This window comes from Actinoplanes sp. NPDC024001, from assembly GCF_040638955.1.
GTDB lineage: Bacteria > Actinomycetota > Actinomycetes > Mycobacteriales > Micromonosporaceae > Actinoplanes.
This window is the reverse complement of the sequence record NZ_JBEZZB010000021.1, coordinates 17,163-35,270: the sequence shown is the minus strand read 5'-3', so window position 1 is coordinate 35,270 and position 18,108 is coordinate 17,163. Positions and strand designations below refer to the sequence as shown.

20 protein-coding genes are annotated in these 18,108 nt (G+C 70.8%); 13 read left to right on the top strand and 7 right to left on the bottom strand.

Features of this window, described 5'->3' with window-relative positions:
- Positions 1-148 precede the first annotated feature (148 nt).
- From AB0F81_RS11010 to pstB, 6 genes are all read left to right on the top strand, one after another.
- Positions 149-865 (top strand): response regulator transcription factor, encoded by a 717-nt coding sequence (locus AB0F81_RS11010; protein ID WP_196418596.1) that lies wholly within the window; start codon positions 149-151, stop codon positions 863-865.
- A gap of 13 nt (positions 866-878) precedes the next feature.
- Entirely contained in the window at positions 879-1,763 is an 885-nt protein-coding gene (mshD, locus tag AB0F81_RS11005; RefSeq protein ID WP_360194474.1) for a mycothiol synthase, read from the top strand.
- A gap of 464 nt (positions 1,764-2,227) precedes the next feature.
- On the top strand, positions 2,228-3,322 hold the full coding sequence (gene pstS / locus AB0F81_RS11000; protein WP_360194471.1) for a phosphate ABC transporter substrate-binding protein PstS: 1,095 nt from the start codon (positions 2,228-2,230) through the stop codon (positions 3,320-3,322).
- Positions 3,323-3,360: 38 nt separating this feature from the next.
- Positions 3,361-4,431: a phosphate ABC transporter permease subunit PstC gene (gene pstC, locus AB0F81_RS10995; protein ID WP_360194468.1), complete on the top strand. Its 1,071-nt coding sequence runs from the start codon at positions 3,361-3,363 to the stop codon at positions 4,429-4,431.
- A complete protein-coding gene (gene pstA / locus AB0F81_RS10990) occupies positions 4,428-5,513 on the top strand; it encodes a phosphate ABC transporter permease PstA (protein WP_360194465.1) in 1,086 nt (361 codons plus the stop codon). Before pstC ends, pstA begins: the two co-directional genes overlap by 4 nt.
- Positions 5,514-5,525: 12 nt before the next feature.
- Positions 5,526-6,302: a phosphate ABC transporter ATP-binding protein PstB gene (gene pstB, locus AB0F81_RS10985; RefSeq protein ID WP_360194462.1), complete on the top strand. Its 777-nt coding sequence runs from the start codon at positions 5,526-5,528 to the stop codon at positions 6,300-6,302.
- A 124-nt stretch (positions 6,303-6,426) separates the two neighbouring features.
- On the opposite strand, the gene AB0F81_RS10980 is transcribed toward pstB, so the two are convergent.
- Positions 6,427-7,215, bottom strand: a complete 789-nt coding sequence (locus AB0F81_RS10980; protein WP_360194459.1) for an NUDIX domain-containing protein — start codon at positions 7,213-7,215, stop codon at positions 6,427-6,429.
- A gap of 134 nt (positions 7,216-7,349) precedes the next feature.
- Here AB0F81_RS10980 and AB0F81_RS10975 point away from each other — a divergent pair, with 134 nt between their 5' ends.
- Positions 7,350-8,327: a Gfo/Idh/MocA family oxidoreductase gene (locus AB0F81_RS10975; protein WP_360194456.1), complete on the top strand. Its 978-nt coding sequence runs from the start codon at positions 7,350-7,352 to the stop codon at positions 8,325-8,327.
- 365 nt (positions 8,328-8,692) lie between these two features.
- Here the strand turns inward: AB0F81_RS10975 and AB0F81_RS10970 are convergent, their stop codons facing one another.
- From AB0F81_RS10970 to AB0F81_RS10960, 3 genes are all read right to left on the bottom strand, one after another.
- Positions 8,693-9,700: an inorganic phosphate transporter gene (locus AB0F81_RS10970; protein ID WP_360194453.1), complete on the bottom strand. Its 1,008-nt coding sequence runs from the start codon at positions 9,698-9,700 to the stop codon at positions 8,693-8,695.
- A 3-nt stretch (positions 9,701-9,703) separates the two neighbouring features.
- Positions 9,704-10,330, bottom strand: coding sequence for a DUF47 family protein (locus AB0F81_RS10965; protein WP_360194450.1), 627 nt, complete (start codon positions 10,328-10,330; stop codon positions 9,704-9,706).
- An 85-nt stretch (positions 10,331-10,415) separates the two neighbouring features.
- Positions 10,416-11,363, bottom strand: a complete 948-nt coding sequence (locus AB0F81_RS10960) for a hypothetical protein (RefSeq protein WP_360194447.1) — start codon at positions 11,361-11,363, stop codon at positions 10,416-10,418.
- Between the two features lie 99 nt (positions 11,364-11,462).
- Between AB0F81_RS10960 and sigJ the strand changes: the two genes are divergently transcribed.
- On the top strand, positions 11,463-12,347 hold the full coding sequence (gene sigJ, locus AB0F81_RS10955) for an RNA polymerase sigma factor SigJ (protein ID WP_360194444.1): 885 nt from the start codon (positions 11,463-11,465) through the stop codon (positions 12,345-12,347).
- Here sigJ and AB0F81_RS10950 read toward each other — a convergent pair.
- A complete protein-coding gene (locus AB0F81_RS10950) occupies positions 12,330-12,836 on the bottom strand; it encodes a DUF402 domain-containing protein (RefSeq protein WP_360194441.1) in 507 nt (168 codons plus the stop codon). The genes sigJ and AB0F81_RS10950 overlap by 18 nt on opposite strands.
- A gap of 155 nt (positions 12,837-12,991) precedes the next feature.
- Between AB0F81_RS10950 and AB0F81_RS10945 the strand changes: the two genes are divergently transcribed.
- From AB0F81_RS10945 to AB0F81_RS10935, 3 genes are read left to right on the top strand one after another with little or no spacing between them, the layout of a single operon-like run.
- A complete protein-coding gene (locus AB0F81_RS10945; protein ID WP_360194606.1) occupies positions 12,992-14,899 on the top strand; it encodes an ATP-dependent DNA helicase in 1,908 nt (635 codons plus the stop codon).
- A gap of 2 nt (positions 14,900-14,901) precedes the next feature.
- Positions 14,902-15,333 carry an NUDIX domain-containing protein gene (locus tag AB0F81_RS10940; RefSeq protein ID WP_360194438.1) on the top strand — a complete coding sequence of 144 codons (432 nt, stop codon included), beginning with the start codon at positions 14,902-14,904 and terminating at the stop codon, positions 15,331-15,333.
- A 55-nt stretch (positions 15,334-15,388) separates the two neighbouring features.
- On the top strand, positions 15,389-16,234 hold the full coding sequence (locus AB0F81_RS10935; protein WP_360194435.1) for a hypothetical protein: 846 nt from the start codon (positions 15,389-15,391) through the stop codon (positions 16,232-16,234).
- A gap of 39 nt (positions 16,235-16,273) precedes the next feature.
- Here AB0F81_RS10935 and AB0F81_RS10930 read toward each other — a convergent pair whose 3' ends face one another.
- The gene (locus AB0F81_RS10930; RefSeq protein ID WP_360194432.1) at positions 16,274-16,648 is read right to left on the bottom strand and encodes a DsrE family protein; all 375 of its coding nucleotides are present in this window, start codon (positions 16,646-16,648) and stop codon (positions 16,274-16,276) included.
- A 14-nt stretch (positions 16,649-16,662) separates the two neighbouring features.
- Here AB0F81_RS10930 and mtfM point away from each other — a divergent pair, with 14 nt between their 5' ends.
- Both mtfM and AB0F81_RS10920 read left to right on the top strand, forming a co-directional pair.
- The gene (mtfM, locus tag AB0F81_RS10925; protein ID WP_304519540.1) at positions 16,663-16,767 is read left to right on the top strand and encodes a small membrane protein MtfM; all 105 of its coding nucleotides are present in this window, start codon (positions 16,663-16,665) and stop codon (positions 16,765-16,767) included.
- Positions 16,764-17,363: an FABP family protein gene (locus tag AB0F81_RS10920; protein ID WP_360194428.1), complete on the top strand. Its 600-nt coding sequence runs from the start codon at positions 16,764-16,766 to the stop codon at positions 17,361-17,363. The genes mtfM and AB0F81_RS10920 overlap by 4 nt, the downstream gene beginning before the upstream one ends.
- On the opposite strand, the gene AB0F81_RS10915 is transcribed toward AB0F81_RS10920, so the two are convergent.
- Positions 17,346-18,104, bottom strand: a complete 759-nt coding sequence (locus tag AB0F81_RS10915) for an aminotransferase class IV (RefSeq protein WP_360194425.1) — start codon at positions 18,102-18,104, stop codon at positions 17,346-17,348. The genes AB0F81_RS10920 and AB0F81_RS10915 overlap by 18 nt on opposite strands.
- Between the last annotated feature and the right edge of the window lie 4 nt (positions 18,105-18,108).

Sequence of the window (18,108 nt, the reverse complement as noted above, 5' to 3'; positions counted from 1 at the left end):
GACGAGGGCATCAGGACGTATGCATCGGTTAAGGTGAGCGCAACCCACCCGTCGGTGACGCCGGGCCCCAGTTCTCCGGTGGCGAAGCTTTGAGCTGCGCAAACCGGGTCACCCGAGCGGCCTTGATGCCGCGAGGACGGAGGTGAGTGTGGAGATCCTTCTGCTGGTGACGGCACGTGCCGGTGAGCCTTCCGCCGTGCTGCCCGCTCTGGACCTGCTGCCCCACTCGGTTCGAACCGCCCCCCGTGACGTGCGCACCCTGGTGTCCGGGCCCAGCCCCGACGCCGTTCTGGTCGACGCCCGTTCCGAGCTCTCCGAGGCACGTGCCACGTGCCGCATGCTGCACGCCACCGGCATCGGTGTCCCGCTGATCGCGGTCGTCACCGAGGCCGGCCTGATCGCGCTCAACGCCGACTGGGGTGTCGACGACGTCATCCTGGCCAGCGCCGGACCGGCCGAGGTGGAGGCCCGCCTGCGGCTCTGCGTCGGCCGGCTCAACAACGCGACGGCCGGTGCCGGCGGCTCGATCCGGGCCGGCGAGCTCAACATCGACCCGGACACCTACGCGGCGAAGCTCAAGGGCCGCCCGCTCGACCTGACCTACAAGGAGTTCGAGCTCCTCAAGTTCCTCGCCCAGCACCCGGGCCGGGTCTTCACCCGCGACCAGCTGCTGCGCGAGGTCTGGGGCTACGACTACTTCGGCGGCACCCGGACGGTCGACGTGCACGTGCGGCGTCTGCGCGCCAAGCTCGGCTCGGAGTACGAGTCGATGATCGGCACCGTCCGCCAGGTGGGCTACAAGTTCGTGGTCCCGCCGTCCGGTCGCCAGCTGCCGGACAACGACCCCGTGTCGCTGCCCGTCTGATTAAGATCACCACATGACGATGCGACAGCCGGTCCGTGCCGCGGGCCGGCTGTCCGCGTCCGAGGTGGACGATGTGCTCGCCCTGGCCGCCGCCGCGGCCGAGCTGGACGGGACCTATCCGCTCTCCGAGGACATCGTGCTGCGGGTTCGCGGCGACGTCGCCACACAGGGCGTTCACCTGCTGTCCTACGCGGGTGACCGCCTGGCCGGTTACGCCTTCGTCGAGGATGCGGCCGGCGAGCTGGTGGTCCACCCGCAGTTCCGCCGGCAGGGGCACGGCAGCGCGCTGCTCGCCGCGGCCGGCGACGGTCCGCTGCGGTTCTGGGCGCACGGTGACGATCCCGGCTCGGCCGCCTTCGCCGAGCGCAACGGTTTCCACCGGGCCCGGGTGCTCTGGCAGATGCGCCGCTCGCTGCTCGAGCCGCTGCCCGACGTGCCGCTGCCCGACGGCGTCACGGTCCGCGCCTTCAACCCGGACTCCGACGAGCAGCGCTGGCTCGAGGTCAACGCGCGCGCCTTCGCCCACCACCCCGAGCAGGGCCGGTGGACTCTCGAGGATCTGCGCAGCCGGGAGGCGGAGCCGTGGTTCGACCCGGCCGGGTTCCTGCTCGCCGTCGACATCGCGGACACCCTGCTCGGCTTCCACTGGACCAAGGTGCACCCGGCCGCCGGTGACGATCCGGCGATCGGCGAGATCTACGTGCTCGGGGTCGACCCGGGCGGGCACCGTCGCGGCCTGGGCGCCGCGCTGAGCGTGGCCGGCCTGCGCCACCTCGCGAGCGCCGGCCTGACGGTGTCGAACCTCTACGTCGACGAGTCGAATGCCGCGGCGGTCGCGCTGTACCGCCGGCTGGGCTACCAGGTCTACAAGACCGACGTGAACTACCAGCGGTCCTGATCCTTCTCCCGCGTCGATCTCGGGTGCGTATGGCGCCGGAGACGAGCACGCACAACGGCCACCGCTCTACCGCGTCGGTCTCGGGCACGCAGCGCGCCCGCAATTCTCACGCGTAACCACGTGCTCAAGCCCGGCGGGCGCGCTGTGGCCTGGACCACGTGCTCAGGCCGCGTGGTAGGCACGGGCGCTCTCCTGACCCGTACGAAAAAACCGCGGAAAGAGTAACGCCGGGGACAAGCGCAAGTCTCGCTGAGGTCACGGTCGACCGGATTTATCCGGCATATCGGGTAGCGAGGGCGCGGTTCACTTAACGGACAACTGGCACTCGGCGGATGGCTACCTTCTGGGGTCGACGTGTTCACCCCCAGTTCATTTGCGACCGGGGATCCGGTCACTTGCCGCTCTTAGCTTTTGCCGTGTGAGCCGGTGAGAGGCCGGCGGCAAGTGAATCTGAAGGGACAACCGTGAAGCTCCAGCGGTCCGGTTTCGTGGCCGGCATTGCTTTGACTGCGACGATCGCGCTCACCGCGTGCGGCTCGGACAACAACGACCCGGGTGGCGACAGCGGCTCGTCCGCCGCCCCAGCCAACTGCGTCAGCGGCAGCCTGACGGCGCAGGGCTCCACCGCCCAGAAGAACGCCATGGACGAGTGGATCAAGGCCTACCAGGGCCAGTGCGCCGACGCCAAGGTGGACTACCAGGGCACCGGTTCGGGTGCGGGTATCGAGGCGTTCATCGCCGGCACCGCCGACTTCGCCGGCTCGGACTCCGCCCTCAAGGAGGACGAGGTCGCGCAGGCCGACGCCAAGTGCGCCGGCGGCAAGGCCCTCAACCTGCCGATGGTGATCGGCCCGGTCGCCGTCGTCTACAACGTGCAGGGCGTCGACGGCCTGCAGCTGTCGCCCTCCACCCTGGCGAAGATCTTCGCCGGCAAGATCACCAAGTGGAACGACGCGGCGATCGCGGCGGAGAACTCCGGCGCCAAGCTGCCGGACGCCCCCATCGGCACGGTGCACCGCTCGGACGAGTCCGGCACCACCGACAACTTCACCAAGTACCTGAGCAAGACCGCCGAGGCGGACTGGACCTTCGGAAACGCCAAGGCGTGGAAGGCTCCGGGCGGCACCGGTGCGGCCAAGTCGGACGGTATCGCCACCAAGGTGAAGAGCACCCCGAACAGCATCTCCTACGTCGAGCTCTCGTTCGCCGAGAACAGCGACCTGCAGATGGCGAAGATCAAGAACGGCGCCGGCGAGTTCGTCGAGCTGACCGGTGAGAGCGCCGGCAAGACGCTGGAGAACGCCACCGTCAAGGGCACCGACGGCGACCTGGCCCTGGAGCTCGACTACAACACCAAGACCGCGGGCGCCTACCCGATCGTGCTGGTGACCTACGAGATCGCCTGCAGCAAGGGCAGCCCGAAGGCCAAGGAGATCCAGTCCTTCCTGAAGTACACCTCCAGCACGGCCGGCCAGACGGCTCTCGCTGAGCTGGGCTACGCCCCGCTGCCCGAGACCCTGCGGGCCAAGGTCGAGACCTCGGTCAACTCGATCGCCTGACCCTCGACAATCCCTCCGAGACGACAGCGAGCGCGCAGATGGGTGACTACCCCTCCCGCTCGGTGAACGCCACCGCCGGCGACTCGGGCGTGACCACCGGTCACGCTCGGGGCGCCGGCTCCGGTGCTTCCCCGAGCAATTCCCAAGAACCCCCGCTGGGTGGCGGCGGCGCACTGCCGAAGAAGGCCCGGTTCTCCGTGGAGACCGGCTTCCGCGGCCTCTCCACCACCGCGGGCGCGATGGTGCTGGTCATCATCGTGGCCATCGCGGTCTTCCTGGTGTCGAAGGCGGTGCCGGCCCTCCAGGCGAACACCGCGAACTTCCTGACCGAGAAGACCTGGTTCCCCAACGACGCCGAACCGGTGTTCGGTATCGCCGCCCTCGCCTTCGGCACGGTGCTCAGCTCGATCATCGCGCTGCTGGTCGCGGTGCCGATCGCGCTGGCCATCGCGCTCTTCCTGTCGCACTACGCTCCCCGGCGGCTGGCCACGCCGCTCGGGTTCGTGATCGACCTGCTGGCCGCCGTGCCCAGCGTGGTCTTCGGTCTCTGGGGTCGCGACGTTCTGCAGACGCCGGTCCGCAACTTCTCGATCTGGCTCAACGAGTACTTCGGCTGGCTGCCGTTCTTCAGCGGCGACGGCCCGTTCGGCCAGTCGGTCATGCTCGGTGGCCTGGTGCTGGCGATCATGGTGCTGCCGATCATCACCTCGCTGTCCCGCGAGGTCTTCCAGCAGACCCCCGGCATGAACGAGGAGGCGGCGCTCGCCCTCGGTGCCACCCGCTGGGAGATGATCCGGACGGCGGTTCTGCCGTACGGCAAGCCCGGCGTGATCGCCGCGGTAATGCTCGGCCTGGGCCGCGCGCTCGGTGAGACCATCGCCCTGGCGCTGACCCTCGGTATCACCTTCAACATCTCGTTCAACCTGATCCAGGACGGCGGCAACTCGATCGCCGCCAACATCGCGAACACCTTCGGTGAGGCCAACGCCACCGGCCGCGGTGCGCTGATCGCCTCCGGTCTGGTGCTCTTCGCGATCACGCTGGTGGTCAACATGACGGCTCGGGCGATCATCTACCGCCGTCGCGAGTTCCGGGACAGTGCAGCATGAGCCTTCTCGAACGTGAGGTTCCGGGCGTCGTGATGACGCCGGACAACATCCGTAGCCGTAAGCTCCCGGTCGTCACCAACGTGCTCGTCGCGGTGGCCGCTCTGGTGGTCGCCGCGGCCGTGGTGCTCGGCACCGGCATCGGCAACTGGGTGCTGGTCCTGGTGGTCGGCGTCGTGCTGTACCTGGTCGGGCTCAACTTCGTGGCCGGGCGGATCGAGGGGCGCCGCGCCGCGCGCAACCGCACCATGCAGTCGCTGATCTACTCGGCGTGTGTGCTGGCGGTGCTGCCGCTCGCCTCGGTGGTCTGGACCCTGCTGTCCAAGGGCGTCGAGCGCCTCGACGCCAACTTCTTCGGCACCTCGATGAACAACATCGGTGCCCGGGACCCCGAGGGTGGCGCCTACCACGCCATCATCGGCACCCTGGAGCAGGTCGGCATCGCCACGCTGATCGCCGTGCCGCTCGGTGTGCTCGGTGCGATCTACCTGGTCGAGTACGGCCGCGGCCGGTTCGCCAACACGGTCCGCTTCTTCGTCGACGTGATGACCGGCATCCCGTCGATCGTGGCCGGTCTGTTCATCCTCTCCTTCTGGGTCCTGATCGTCAGCCCGTGGTTCAACGACGGGAACCCGCGCTTCTCCGGCTTCGCCGCCGCGCTGGCGCTGACCGTGCTGATGCTGCCGACGATCGTCCGGTCCACCGAGGAGATGCTGCGGCTGGTTCCCGGCCCGCTGCGGGAGGGCTCCTACGCGCTCGGCGTGCCGCAGTGGAAGACGATCCTCAAGGTCGTCCTGCCCACCGCGCTGCCCGGCATCGTCACCGGCGTCATGCTCGCCATCGCCCGCGCGGCCGGCGAGACCGCCCCGGTGCTCCTGGTCGCCGGCGGCGCCGCCGCGATCAACTTCGACCCGTTCGCCGGAAACCAGCAGTCGCTGGCGCTCTTCGTGTACCAGCAGGCCGGGGACGCCTCCCGGTACGCACCGGCCCGGGCCTGGACGGCCGCGCTCACCCTGGTGGCGCTCGTGCTGATCCTGACCATCGCCGCCAAGCTGCTCGCCCGCCGCAACAAGTTGTCCCGATAAGAGGTGTACCCCATGGCCAAGCGCATCGAGGCGAGCAACGTCTCCTCGTACTACGGAACCTTCAAGGCGATCGACAGCGTCTCGATGACCGTCGAACCGAAGACGATCACCGCCCTGATCGGCCCGTCCGGCTGCGGCAAGTCCACGTTCCTGCGGTCCATCAACCGCATGCACGAGGTGCTGCCCGGCGCCCGGATCGAGGGCCGCCTCACCATCGACGACCAGAACATCTACGACCAGGACGTGGACGTCACCGCGGTCCGTCGCATGATCGGCATGGTCTTCCAGCGGCCCAACCCGTTCCCGACGATGTCGATCTACGAGAACGCGGTGGCCGGCCTCAAGCTCAACGGCGTCAAGAAGAAGGCGCTGCTCGACGAGGCCGCCGAGAAGTCGCTGCGCGCCGCGAACCTGTGGGACGAGGTCAAGGACCGCCTCGACCGTCCCGGCGCCGGCCTCTCCGGCGGTCAGCAGCAGCGTCTCTGCATCGCCCGTACCATCGCGGTCGAGCCGCAGGTCGTGCTGATGGACGAGCCGTGTTCCGCGCTCGACCCGATCTCGACGCTGGCGATCGAGGACCTGATGTTCAAGCTGAAGGACCGCTTCACGATCATCATCGTCACGCACAACATGCAGCAGGCCGCCCGGGTCAGCGACAAGACCGGGTTCTTCTCGATCGACAAGACCGGCGACCCCGGCCGCCTCATCGAGTACGACGACACCCAGAAGATCTTCAGCAACCCCACCCAGAAGAAGACCGAGGACTACATCACCGGTCGCTTCGGCTGATTGGTTGCGCCGGTTCTTTCGTACGACCTACGGGGACCCGCCGAACTACCTCGCCCGTGCCTGACCGCGAGCATCGGAGCCGTCTCGGCCCCGGCGCTCGCGGTCGGCCCACTGGCCCTGGTACTCAGCCGCCGGGCTGGTCGGGGACATGGAGCAGGACCCGCCCGTCGGCGGTCACCTCGATGCGGGGGTTGAGCGGGCTGGCGGCGTCCCGGTGCGCGGCCGCGGCGACGATCTCCGGGATGGTGCCGCAGGCGGCCAGCTCGCGCAGCGTACGCAGCGTGGGCGGCAGCATCGGCAGCTCGCGGGACTCGGCGGGGGAGATCCACGCGGTGCCGTCGGCCTCACCCGAGACGTCACGGGCGCTCTGTGCCTCCGGCAGCAGCGCCACGAAGAACCAGGTGTCGTAACGCCGCGGCTCGAACTCCGGGGTGATCCAGCGGGCCCACGGCAGCAGCAGATCGTCGCGCAACCGCAGCCCGCGCCGCAGCAGCAGCTCGGTCATGGTCAGCTCGCGGCGCTGCACCGCGGCCCGGTCGGCCTCCCAGTCGGCGGTGGCGACCGCGGTGACCGTGCGATCCGGTTCGGCGGTCGGGCCGGCCAGCAGGATGCCGCTCTCCTCGAAAAGCTCCCGGGCGGCCGCGCCGACGACCGCGCGCGCCTGATCGTCCGGCACGCCGAGCCGCTCGGACCAGTCGGAACGGACGGTCTCCGGGCGATCGGAGGGGTCGACGGACCCGCCCGGGAAGGCGTACACCCCACCGAAGACCATCGTGGTGGCGCGGCGTAGCACGTACACCTGGAAGGCGTCACCGTGTGGGCGGAGAAGGACCACCGTGGCTGCCGGCCGGGCCGGCGCCGGCGGGCCGGTGAAGTCCCGGGCCCGCTGCAGCATCGCGGGCGGTAACACCATCGAAGTCTCGCCGACGTGGCCCGGGGCTTGCCCGGCGTGCGGTCGGGGGATCTCAGGGTCGGACGGAAGCGGCATCGGTTCGGTCACCGGTCGATCCTGCCACCGGCGGCGTCCCGGGCGATACGGTATCGATCATGAACGGACAGAACGTGCGCTGGGGCATTCTCGGCCCCGGCGGGATCGCCAGCACCTTCGCCGCCGACCTGCCGCTGGTGCCGGGTGCGGAACTCGCCGCCGTCGGATCACGCTCGGCGGCGACCGCGGAGGCCTTCGCGCGCAAGCACGGCTTCGCCCGGGCGCACGGCTCGTACGCGGACCTGGCCGCCGACGACGGGGTGGACGTGGTCTACGTGGCCACCCCGCACGCCTTCCACCTGGAGGGGGCGATGCTCTGCGTGGAAGCCGGCAAGGCGGTGCTGGTGGAGAAGCCGATCACGCTGGACCTGCCCTCCGCGGCGCAGCTGGTGCAGGCCGCCCGTACCCGTGGGGTGTTCCTGATGGAGGCGATGTGGATGCGCCTCAACCCGGCGATCCGCAAGATCGCCGAACTGGTCGCCGGGGGTGCGATCGGTTCGATCAGCGCGATCCACGCCGACTTCGGCCTGCAGGGCCCGTTCGCCGCGTCGCACCGGCTGCGTGACCCCGCCCTGGGTGGCGGGGCGCTGCTCGACCTGGGCGTCTACCCGATCCACCTGACGCATCTGATCCTCGGCGTGCCGGCGACCGCCCACGCCTGGGCGCACCTGACGCCGGAGGGCGTCGACGAGAACACCGGCGTGCTGCTCGGTTACGCCTCCGGCGCGGTGGCCGCGCTGACCTGCAGCATCAACGGGGCCAGCAAGAACACCGCCTCGATCACCGGCACCGACGGGCGGATCGATCTGCCGGAGGGTTTCATGGTGCCCCGCTCGTTCGTGCTGAACCGCCCCGGCCGGGCGCCGGAGACCTTCGAGCTGCCGTTCGAGGGCAGCGGCTACCAGTTCGAGGCGGCGGAGGTGCAGCGGTGCCTGCTGGCGGGCGAGCTGGAGAGCCCGCTGATGTCGCACGACACGACGCTCGAGGTGATGAACCTGCTGGACACCCTGCGCGAACAGGTCGGTGTCGTCTACTAGCCCCATCCGTCCAGCGCACCCACCGCCCCGGCGCCGGCGCCTGCCGCCCGAAACGGCGAAGAACGCCCCGCTCCGGCTGGCACCCACGCACCGAATCCGCCCCGCGGACAGCGTGCATCGGTGCCAGCCGGGCGCGCTGGGCCAAGGCATTTGCGACACGCTCGTCCGTAGCCCACTCCGGAAACCAGCACCTTCAGCCCCATGAACTACGGCCGGTTGCGTTCGGCCGTAGCTCGTGCCGGTATTGGGCGGCTCGTAGCCTCCATGGGCTACGGCCCGGGGACGCTCCATGCCGCCCAGCCGTCAGCGACACACGTGCGTGGCCTGTGGAAGGTGCTCCTACGACCGCTGGGCTGGCTGGGCGGTCAGCCGAAGAGGGGGCGGACCAGGAAGTAGGCGACGCAGGCGATCAGGGCGGCCGCCGGGAACGTGGTGATCCAGGCGACGACGATGTTGCCGGCGACGTTCCAGCGGACCGCGCTGAGCCGTTTCGTGGCGCCCACGCCCATGATGGCCGAGGTGATCGTGTGCGTGGTCGAGATCGGTGCGTGCAGGACCAGGGCGTTGAAGTAGAGCACCGAGCTCGCCACCGTCTCGGCGGCGAAACCCTCGGCCGGGCCCAGGTCGATGATCTTGCGGCCCAGGGTGCGGATGATGCGCCAGCCGCCCGCGTAGGTGCCGGCCGCGAGCACGGCCGCCGACGTCCAGTAGACCCACTCCGGGATGTGCGTCGCGTTGTCCTGGAAGCCGCCGGTGTAGAGCGCCAGCACCACGATGCCCATGGTCTTCGCCGCGTCCTGCATGCCGTGCCCCACGGACATCGCGGCCGCCGACAGGGTCTGCGCGTGCCGGAAACCGCGGTTGAGCTTGCCCGGAGTGCCGCGGCGGAAGATCCACATGATGGCGACCATCATCGCGAAGCCGAGCGCCAGGCCGACCATGGGCGAGACCACCATCGGGATGAGGACCTTCTGCACGATGTTGGTCCACTGCACGGTGCCGCCCGCGGCGAACAGCGTCGCGCCGACCAGCCCGCCGAACAGCGCGTGCGAGGAGCTGGAGGGCAGGCCGAAGTACCAGGTGATCAGGTTCCAGGCGATCGCGCCGAGCACGCCGGCGAAGACCACCCCCAGGCTGGGTATCCCGAGTGGCAGTTTGACCAGGCCGTCACCGACGGTCTTGGCCACCTCGCCGCCCAGGTGCGCGCCGATGAAGTTGCCGACGGCGGCCATCGCGAGCGCCACCCGGGGCGTGAGGGCCCGGGTGCTGACACTGGTCGCGATGGCGTTGGCGGCGTCGTGGAAGCCATTGGTGTAGTCGAACGCCATCGCGGCGAGGATCACCGCCAGGACGGCGACGAGTTCGGGATCCAAGGTCTAGGACTCCTTGACCGCGATGGTCTCGACCGTGTTCGCCACGTGCTCGAACGCGTCGCAGGCAGCCTCCAGCTCGTCCACGACCTCTTTCATCTTGAGGACGGTGAGGGCGTCGTACTCGCCGGAGAACAGGCGCACGAGCAGCATCCGGTACGCCCGGTCACCGTCGTTCTCCAGCCGGTTGATCTCGATCCAGTACTCCTCGAGGCCCTTCATCGTGCGCAGCCGCGGCATCGCCTCGGCGGTGATCTTCGCCTGCTGGTCCAGGACGGTCACCAGCTCGTGCATCTCCCGGGGCAGCGACGGCAGGTCGGTCAGCCCGTACAGATAGAGCAGGTTGCCGGCCGCCTCCAGGTGGTCCATCACGTCGTCGAGCTGCGAGCCCAGCGAGTAGATGTCCTCCCGGTCGAACGGGGTGATGAAGGTGGAGTTGATCTTCTTGTACAGCTCGTGAGTGATCGAGTCGCTGTCGTGCTCCACATCGCTCAGCCGGTCGGCGACGGATTGCACGTCCACTCCGGGCAGTGCCAGCTCGTTGAGCAGTTCGGTGCCCTTCACCAGGTTGAGCGCGGCCTTGGTGAAGAGGTCGTAGAAGGCGCCCTCGACGGGACGGAATGAGAACTTCACGGCGCGGACCTCGATCGGCGGGTCTTGGTTTGATCTCCGGAGGGCATGCTATCGGTCCACGCTGGTTCACCCTTTGGACACGTGCCTAAACGGGCTCGTGACGACCAGCTGTCCGGGGAGCGTTCGGTCGGGGTGCGGTACGGCGTACCGCCCTGGTCGGAAGGTGTGGCAGTGGAGTGGCCCCGGTGACCGGGTGCCGGCGCAGGTGCTTGGCCAGTCCGGTGTGGTCGGTGTCAGCGATCACATCCACACCGGCCGCGCCGAGTTCGGCCCAGATCGCCGCCCGGGCGCGCTTGGTTCCGTCGGGCAGCCCGGAGATCCGGACCTTGCGCCCGTCCTCGTGTGCCGCCCGGACCAGCGCGTGCAGCTGGTGGCGTTCCTCGGCGGCGATCGGCTCGCAGCCGTCCCAGCCGAACCGCCGGGTCCACGGCTCGCTGACCACCGGGACCAGGCTCGGCGGCGCGGAGCGGGAGCCCAGGTCGTCGAAGGTGCCGTCGGCGAACGCGTACCGGTCGGACTGGGCGGCGAGCAGCTCGCGGGCGTCCACGATGCCGGAGACCGTCACGGTGACCACGCCCGGCGTGAGCACCCCGTCGTGGCACCGGCTGAGCAGGGCGGCGTGGTCGCGCAGCTGCCGGTCCAGCATCCGGTAGGCGCGCAGCAGCGCTTCCGGGTCCCGGTTGGCCCCGGCGAACTCGATGACCAGCCGGAACGGCGCCGCCTGGTCGCGCCAGAGGCGACCGCCGCCGGCCTGCGCCCGGGTGAAGAGCGGGGCGAGGACGAGCCGGCGCAGCGTGCGGCCGGGTTCCGGTCCGCCCGGGCCGAGGAAGAGCTCGCCGTGCGGTCCGGCGACCACCGGCACGGTCATCCCGGTGAGGCCGAGCCGGAGCACGCGGGGCAGCGGATCAGCGATCGTGCTGCTGACGAGTGCGTGGCCGGCGGCGAGGCACGGGCGGGAGCGGCGCAGCACGGCGACCGAGACCGCGCCGCCGGCCCCGGCAAGCCCGGCCAGGCTGCCCGCGATAGTCGCCATGTCCTGCACGAAGCACCATCCGATTCGTACTTTATGGGTGTTTCATACTGTGGCACAGGTGATACCCGCGGTCCGGCAATCTCGCGCAGAATTCCCCCTATGCCGTCCACGACCGCGGTCGACTTCGAAGCTCAGCGTCCCTACCTGATGGCCGTCGCCTACCGGATGCTGGGCAACCGCTCCGAGGCCGAGGACGCCGTTCAGGAAGCCTGGCTGCGCTACGCGCAGCATCGGGACGAAATCAGGGACGTGCGCGGCTGGCTCACCACGGTCACCGCGCGCATCTGCCTGGACCAGCTCAATTCCGCTCGGGTACGCCGGGCCGCGTACCCCGGCCAGTGGCTCCCGGCCTACGTCGTCGACCCGGACGCCGACCCCGCCGACCACGCCGAGCTGGCCGATCAGGTCAGCGTGGCGCTGCTGGTGGTGCTGGAGCGGCTCACCCCGGAGCAGCGGGTCGCGTTCGTCCTGCACGACGCGTTCGGGGTGCCGTTCGACGAGGTGGCCGAGGTACTCGACACCACGCCGGCCGCGGCCCGGCAGCACGCCTCGCGCGCCCGGCGCGCGGTCGCGGCCGGCACCATCCGGCACACCGCCGGTCTGGCCGAGCAGCGCAAGGTCCTCACCGCGTTCCTCAGCGCGGCACAGAGCGGGGACATGCGTACGCTCGCCGCCGTGCTCGCGCCGGACGTGGTCACCATCGGTGACGGCGGTGGTGTGGTCCGGACCGCGCTGAACCCGGTCGTCGGCGCCGACAAGGTGGCCCGGTTCTGGGTCGGCCTGCTGCAGAACAAGCTCGCCGACCTCACCGAGGCGACAGTCGATCCGGTGCTGGTCAACGGCTCGGCCGCGATGCTGCTGCGCGGGATCCGGGCGGACGGGGAACGGCTGCTCGCGGTCCTCACCGTCGCGGTGGACCAGGGCCGGATCACCGGGCTCTTCAACCAGCAGAACCCGGAGAAGGTCCTACTGGGTGACCTCTAGCAGGTGCTTGCGGTAATGCGAGGCGAACGGCTCGGTGCCGTCGCCGAGTGAGCCGATCAGCTGGCGGGCCGCCGCGTGCGCGTTGGCGACCACGTCGTCCGGGTAACCGAAGGCCTTCCGGTGCTCCTCGAACTCGTCCTCGTCGCGCAGCTCGACCAGCCCGGTCTCGCGGCGCCGCACCGCGTCCAGGTCCAGGTCGATGATGTGCACGGTGTCGCCCTCCCACCGCGCCGGCGTGGTGATGTCGCAGTAGACCTCGCTGGTGCGCGGGGGTGGGTTGAACATCCCGGTCCACCAGGCGTGGTGCGGGATGAGCAGCACGAACGGGATCTGCTCGACCGACGGGCGGCCGTGGTAGACCGAGGCGGTGCCGCGGGTCACGCCGACCCAGATACCGAGGTCGTCCTCGGCCAGACGACGGGCCGGGTAGTCACGATGAGCCGATCCGTCGTACTTCGTGTAGATGACCCGGACCATCTCGCTCGGCATGAGGTGCACCCTAGCGGTGGTCCGGTTCTGTCGGTGGTGGCGGGTACGGTTCCTCCGTGCCCGCAGCAACCAAGAAAAAGGCGACCGCAGAGAAACTCCTCGCCGCAGCCGTCGGGGCCGTCCCCGGTGGCGCAGCCCGCCCCGGTCAGCAGGCCATGGTGGAGGCCATCGACAAGGCGATCAAGGACCGCGAGCACCTGCTCGTCCAGGCCGGCACGGGCACCGGAAAGAGTCTCGGCTACCTGACACCGGCCCTGCTCGTGGACGGTCCGGTGGTGGTCTCCACGGCCACCCTGGCCCTGCAGAACCAGCTGGTGGAGCACGACCTGCCGCGCCTGGCCGCGGCGGTCGAGCCGGTGCTCGGGCGCAAGCCGACCTTCGCCGTGCTGAAAGGCCGGCACCACTACCTCTGCGTGGCGAAACTCGAACACGCCGACGAGGAGACACCCACCGACACGCTCTTCGACGCCGCGCCGGCGCCCAAGGCCGGGCAGTGGCTCGGCGAGGCCGGCCGGCTCGGCAAGCAGATCCTGCGGATCCGCTCCTGGGCGGAGAAGACCGAGACCGGCGACCGCGACGAGCTGGACCCGGGGGTCGACGACACGGCCTGGCGGCAGGTCTCCATGCCGGCTCGGGACTGCGTCGGCGCCGCCCGCTGTCCCTACGGGCAGGAGTGCTTCGCCGACGCCTCCCGGGTCCGGGCGCGGGAGGCCGACATCGTGGTCACCAACCACAGCCTGCTCGCCGTCGACATGCTCGCCGGGCGGCAGATCGTCCCGCCGCACAAGCTGCTGATCGTCGACGAGGCGCACGAGCTGGCCGACCGGGTCTCCTCGGCGTCCCAGGCCGAGATCACCCCGGAAGCGATCGAGCGGGCCGGCCGCCGGGCCCGCACCCTGGTCACCCCGGCCGACGCGGAGGCCCTGGCCACGGCGGCCGACGCGCTCACCGTGGGCCTCGCCGACGTGCCCGCCGGGCGGCTCACCACCGGCCTGCCCGACGGGCTGCGCCTGGCCGTGACCCAGCTGGAGTCGGCGACCCGGTCGGCGCTCACCGCGATCGGCGAGATCAAGTCCGACGATTCCGACCCGGTCGGCAAGCAGGCCGCCAAGGCGGTGCTGGACGAGCTCTCCAAGACCGCCCAGCGGCTGCTGGAGGAGAACGCCTTCGACGTCGCCTGGGTGGAGAAATCCGACCTCGGCCACGGGCGCCGGGCCCTGGTGGTCGCCCCGCTCTCGGTCGCCGGCACCCTCTCCGAGAGTCTGTACTCGGATCGGACCGTCGTGGTCACCTCGGCGACGCTGACCCTGGGCGGGCGGTTCGACACGGTGGCCCGCTCGCTCGGCCTCCCGGTGACCGCACCCGGGCCGGAAGGCACCCCCGCCACCGGCGACGGCTGGACCTCGCTGGACGTCGGCTCGCCGTTCGACTACGCCAAGCAGGGCATCCTCTATGTGGCGGCGCACCTGCCGCGGCCCACCATGTCCGGCCTGCCCGAGGCGGCCGGCGAGGAGCTGCTCCGGCTGGTGGAGGCGCTCGGCGGGCGTACGCTCGGGTTGTTCTCCTCCCGCAAGGCCGCCACCCAGGCGGCCGAGCTGTTGCGCGCCAAGACCGACCTGCCGATCCTGCTGCAGGGCGACGAGACGCTGCCGATCCTGGTCCGCAAGTTCCGCGAGGAGAAGGCGAGCTGCCTCTTCGGGGTGATGTCGCTGTGGCAGGGCGTGGACGTGCCCGGTGACGCCTGCCAGCTCGTGGTGATCGACCGGTTGCCGTTCCCGCGCCCCGACGAGCCGCTGGCGGCGGCCCGCTCGGCGGCGGTCGACGCGAGCGGCGGCTCCGGCTTCGCCGCGGTGAGCGTCCCGATCGCGGCGGTCCGCCTGGCCCAGGGGGTGGGCCGGCTGATCCGGTCGACCGGCGACAAGGGCGTGGTGGCGGTCCTCGACTCGCGCCTGGAGACCGCCCGTGGCTACGGGGCTTTCCTGCGCAAGTCCCTGCCCCCGTTCTGGTACACGACCCGTTCCGAGGTGGCGCTCGGCGCCCTGACCCGACTGGCGAAAAGTTGACCATGCTGGAAGTCGCCTGCACGTTGCTCGTCGACGCCGACGGCGCGCTGCTGTTGCAGCTGCGCGACGACAAGGCCCCCTATTTCCCGAACGTCTGGGGCCTGCCCGGCGGCGCGATCGAGCCCGGTGAGACCCCGGCGGAGGGCGCGGCCCGCGAGTTGTGGGAGGAGTCCCGCCTCGAGCCGGAGGGCCCGTTGCGGCTCTTCGTCCGCCAGGATCTGCCCGAGCAGGAGCGGGTGAAGCACTACTTCTCCGGCTTCACGACCGCCCGGCAGTCCGACGTCGTCCTGGGCGAGGGCGCAGCGATGCTCTTCATCCCGGCGGCGGAGGTGCTGGACCGCCCGTTCACCCCCCGGCAGCGCCGAGGTCATCGAGCGTTTCCTCTCCTCGCCGGAATATTCGTCGATGCTCCGCTCCGGTCGCGGGTGAGCTGACGTGGCTCTGCGGGTGGCGCTCGAGCTCTGAGTGCGACGTGTCACCATGGCTGCCGTGACGGGGCCGGTTGATGAGGTTCCGCCGCCGGTTCGGCCGGTGCGGCGGCGATGGTGGCCGGTCTGGGTGGTGGGCGCCTGGAGCGTGGTGCTGCTGGCCGGGGTGTTCTGGTCGGTGCGCAATGACGAGGCGACGGTTCCCGAGCAGCGCGACATCGGGCACGCCGTGCCGGAGCTGCGGCGGGCCACCGGTGCGCTGGTCGCGGCGGCTCAGGACCAGCGGTGGGCGACCCGGCTGGGGGAGTTTCAGCTGGTGGAGTGCTCGCTCAACCCCGCGTGGACGGGCCGGCGGGCCAGCCGGGACCTGACGCTCTACGTGCCGGAGGGCGAGGCGCGCGCGGCGCTGGACGGCATCGCGGCGGGGCTGCCGAAGTCCTACGGCGCGGGAGTGGTCGTGGCCCGCGGTGGCACGCAGCTCTCCCTCTTCGCCGACGCCGGGGAGTTCATCGCCATCGACGCCGAGGCGGCGTCGACCGATCAGGTGCTGACCGTGCGGCTCGACTCCGGCTGCCGGCCACCGGCCGACGTGGCCGGCCCGGGCGATCCGGCGGCCGGCGCGGCCCCGGAGCTTTTCCGCAGCACGCTCGCCGCACTCGGCGTGACCGGCGCCGAGCCGAGGATCCACGCCGAGACCTGTCCGGCGGGCGGGACGGCGGCCACCTTCGAGGCGGACGGCGGGACCGCCGACCCGGACAGCGCGCCGCGCGGGGTTCCGGACGGGACGACCCCGATCTGGGCGGGGGCGGGCGGCTGGGCGTACCGGGTCGGGCCGGAATCGGTCGTGATCGACACCCAGGGTGAGCGGCTCGTGGTGAGCGTCACCACCGGCTGCCGGGCCGGCTGAAAGCCGGCGCCGCCGAAGAGCGGGCGGCGCAGCGGGCGGTCAGTAGACCAGGGCCTGCGCGCCCTCGGACATGATCTCCTCGACGAAGACCGCGGCGCCGGCGATGCGGATGCCGGGCAGCACGTCGTCGGGGCCGATGCCGCGGCGGGCCGCGCACTGCGTGCAGGCGGTGACCCGGCCCGCGCTGAGCAGGGCGTCCATCAGGTCGGGCAGCGGCGCGGCGTGCGGCAGGTCGAACTCGGCGGCGCGGCCGGGCAGGGCGAACCAGGTGGATTCCCCGGTCATCCAGAACGAGACGTCCACGCCGGACGCGACGGCCGTGCTCGCCACGGTGAAAGCCTGCGAACAACGCTCGGGGGCGTCCGCTCCCGCGGTGGCCTTGACGACCAGCAAACGTGCCATACCGGTCAGCATAAGATGGGCGCGTCATGGTTACCGAGATCGGGTTCGTGAGTCTGCTGGTGGCCGCCCTGGGTGGGCTGGCCGGCGGCTTCGGCTATTTGGCAGTGCGTATTTCGAGGGGGCGTTGGTGAGCAGCGAGACGGAAAACCCACTGGGACCGCCGCCGTGGCTCAACGCCCCGCCCGTGGAGCCGTACCCGTATGAGGACACCCACGACCTGCGCGTCGGCCCCGACCTGCACGGGTCGCTGCTGGGTCTGCTGCCGTTCGTCGGCCTGTGGCGCGGGCGCGGGCAGGGCGGGTTCCCGCAGGAGGAGGACTACGACTTCGCCCAGGAGATCCGGATCAGCCACGACGGCCGGGACTTCCTGCGCTACGAGTCGCGGGCCTGGCTGCTCGACGACGAGTCGAAGCCGATCGGGCAGGCGCTCGTCGAGTCCGGGTTCTGGCGTCCGGTGCTGGTGAACGGCCGGCCCGGCGACGAGATGGAAGCCACCATGATCCGGCCGGACGGGGTGGCCGAGCTCTACCTGGGCAAGGCGGCGACCACCCGGCTGGAGATGGGGACCGACGCGGTGGCGTACACGCCGTCGGGTCTGCACGTGACCGGCGGGCACCGGCTCTTCGGCATCGTCGAGGGGGCGCTGCTCTACGCCCACGAGATCTCCGTCGACAACAGCGGGCTGCAGCCGCACATGTCGGCGCGGCTGCTACGCGTCGGCGGCTGAGAAACCGAGCAGGTCGAGCAGACGGGGGGTCCAGGGCGAACGGGCCCGGGACACCCCGTCGAGGCTGATCACCTCGGCCAGGCCGCGCACCGAGGACGCCAGCCAGATCGCGTCGGCGGCGGCGAGTTCCGGCAGGGTGAGCATCCGCTCGGCGGGGCGCAGGCCGGCCGACGGGGCCACGGACAGCAGATGGGCCGCGGTGATGCCGGGCAGGATGCCGGTTTCCGCCGGCGGCACCGTGCACAGGGCGTCGCCGGTCAGCCAGACCACCGAGGCGGTGGGCGCTTCCAGGACGTACCCCTCGGTGGAGAGCCAGATCATGTCGTCGGCGCCGTGCCGCGCCGCCCAGCGCCGCGCCGCGAAATTGCTCGCGTAGGAGAGCGACTTGGCCGCCGTGATGGACCACGGCGGGCGTCGTCCGGCGGAGACGCCGAGGTCGGCGCTGATCACCCGGACGCCGTCGCGGCGTTCCCGCAGGATCTGCGGCGGGATCCCGGAGACCGTGATGTGCAGCACGCCGCCACGGGTGTAGATGATCCGCAGCGTGCCGGTGCCGACCGCCTCCTCGGCGATCCGGCCCCGCAGGTCGGGCGGAGCGGGCAGGTCCAGAAGCGCGGCTGAGCGGGCGAGCCGGTCCAGGTGGGCGTCGAGCAGCCAGGGGCCGTCCGGACGCAGATGCATGGTCTCGAAGACGCCGTCGCCGAGCAGATCGCCGGGCGATACCGGGATGCGGTCGCTCACTCGT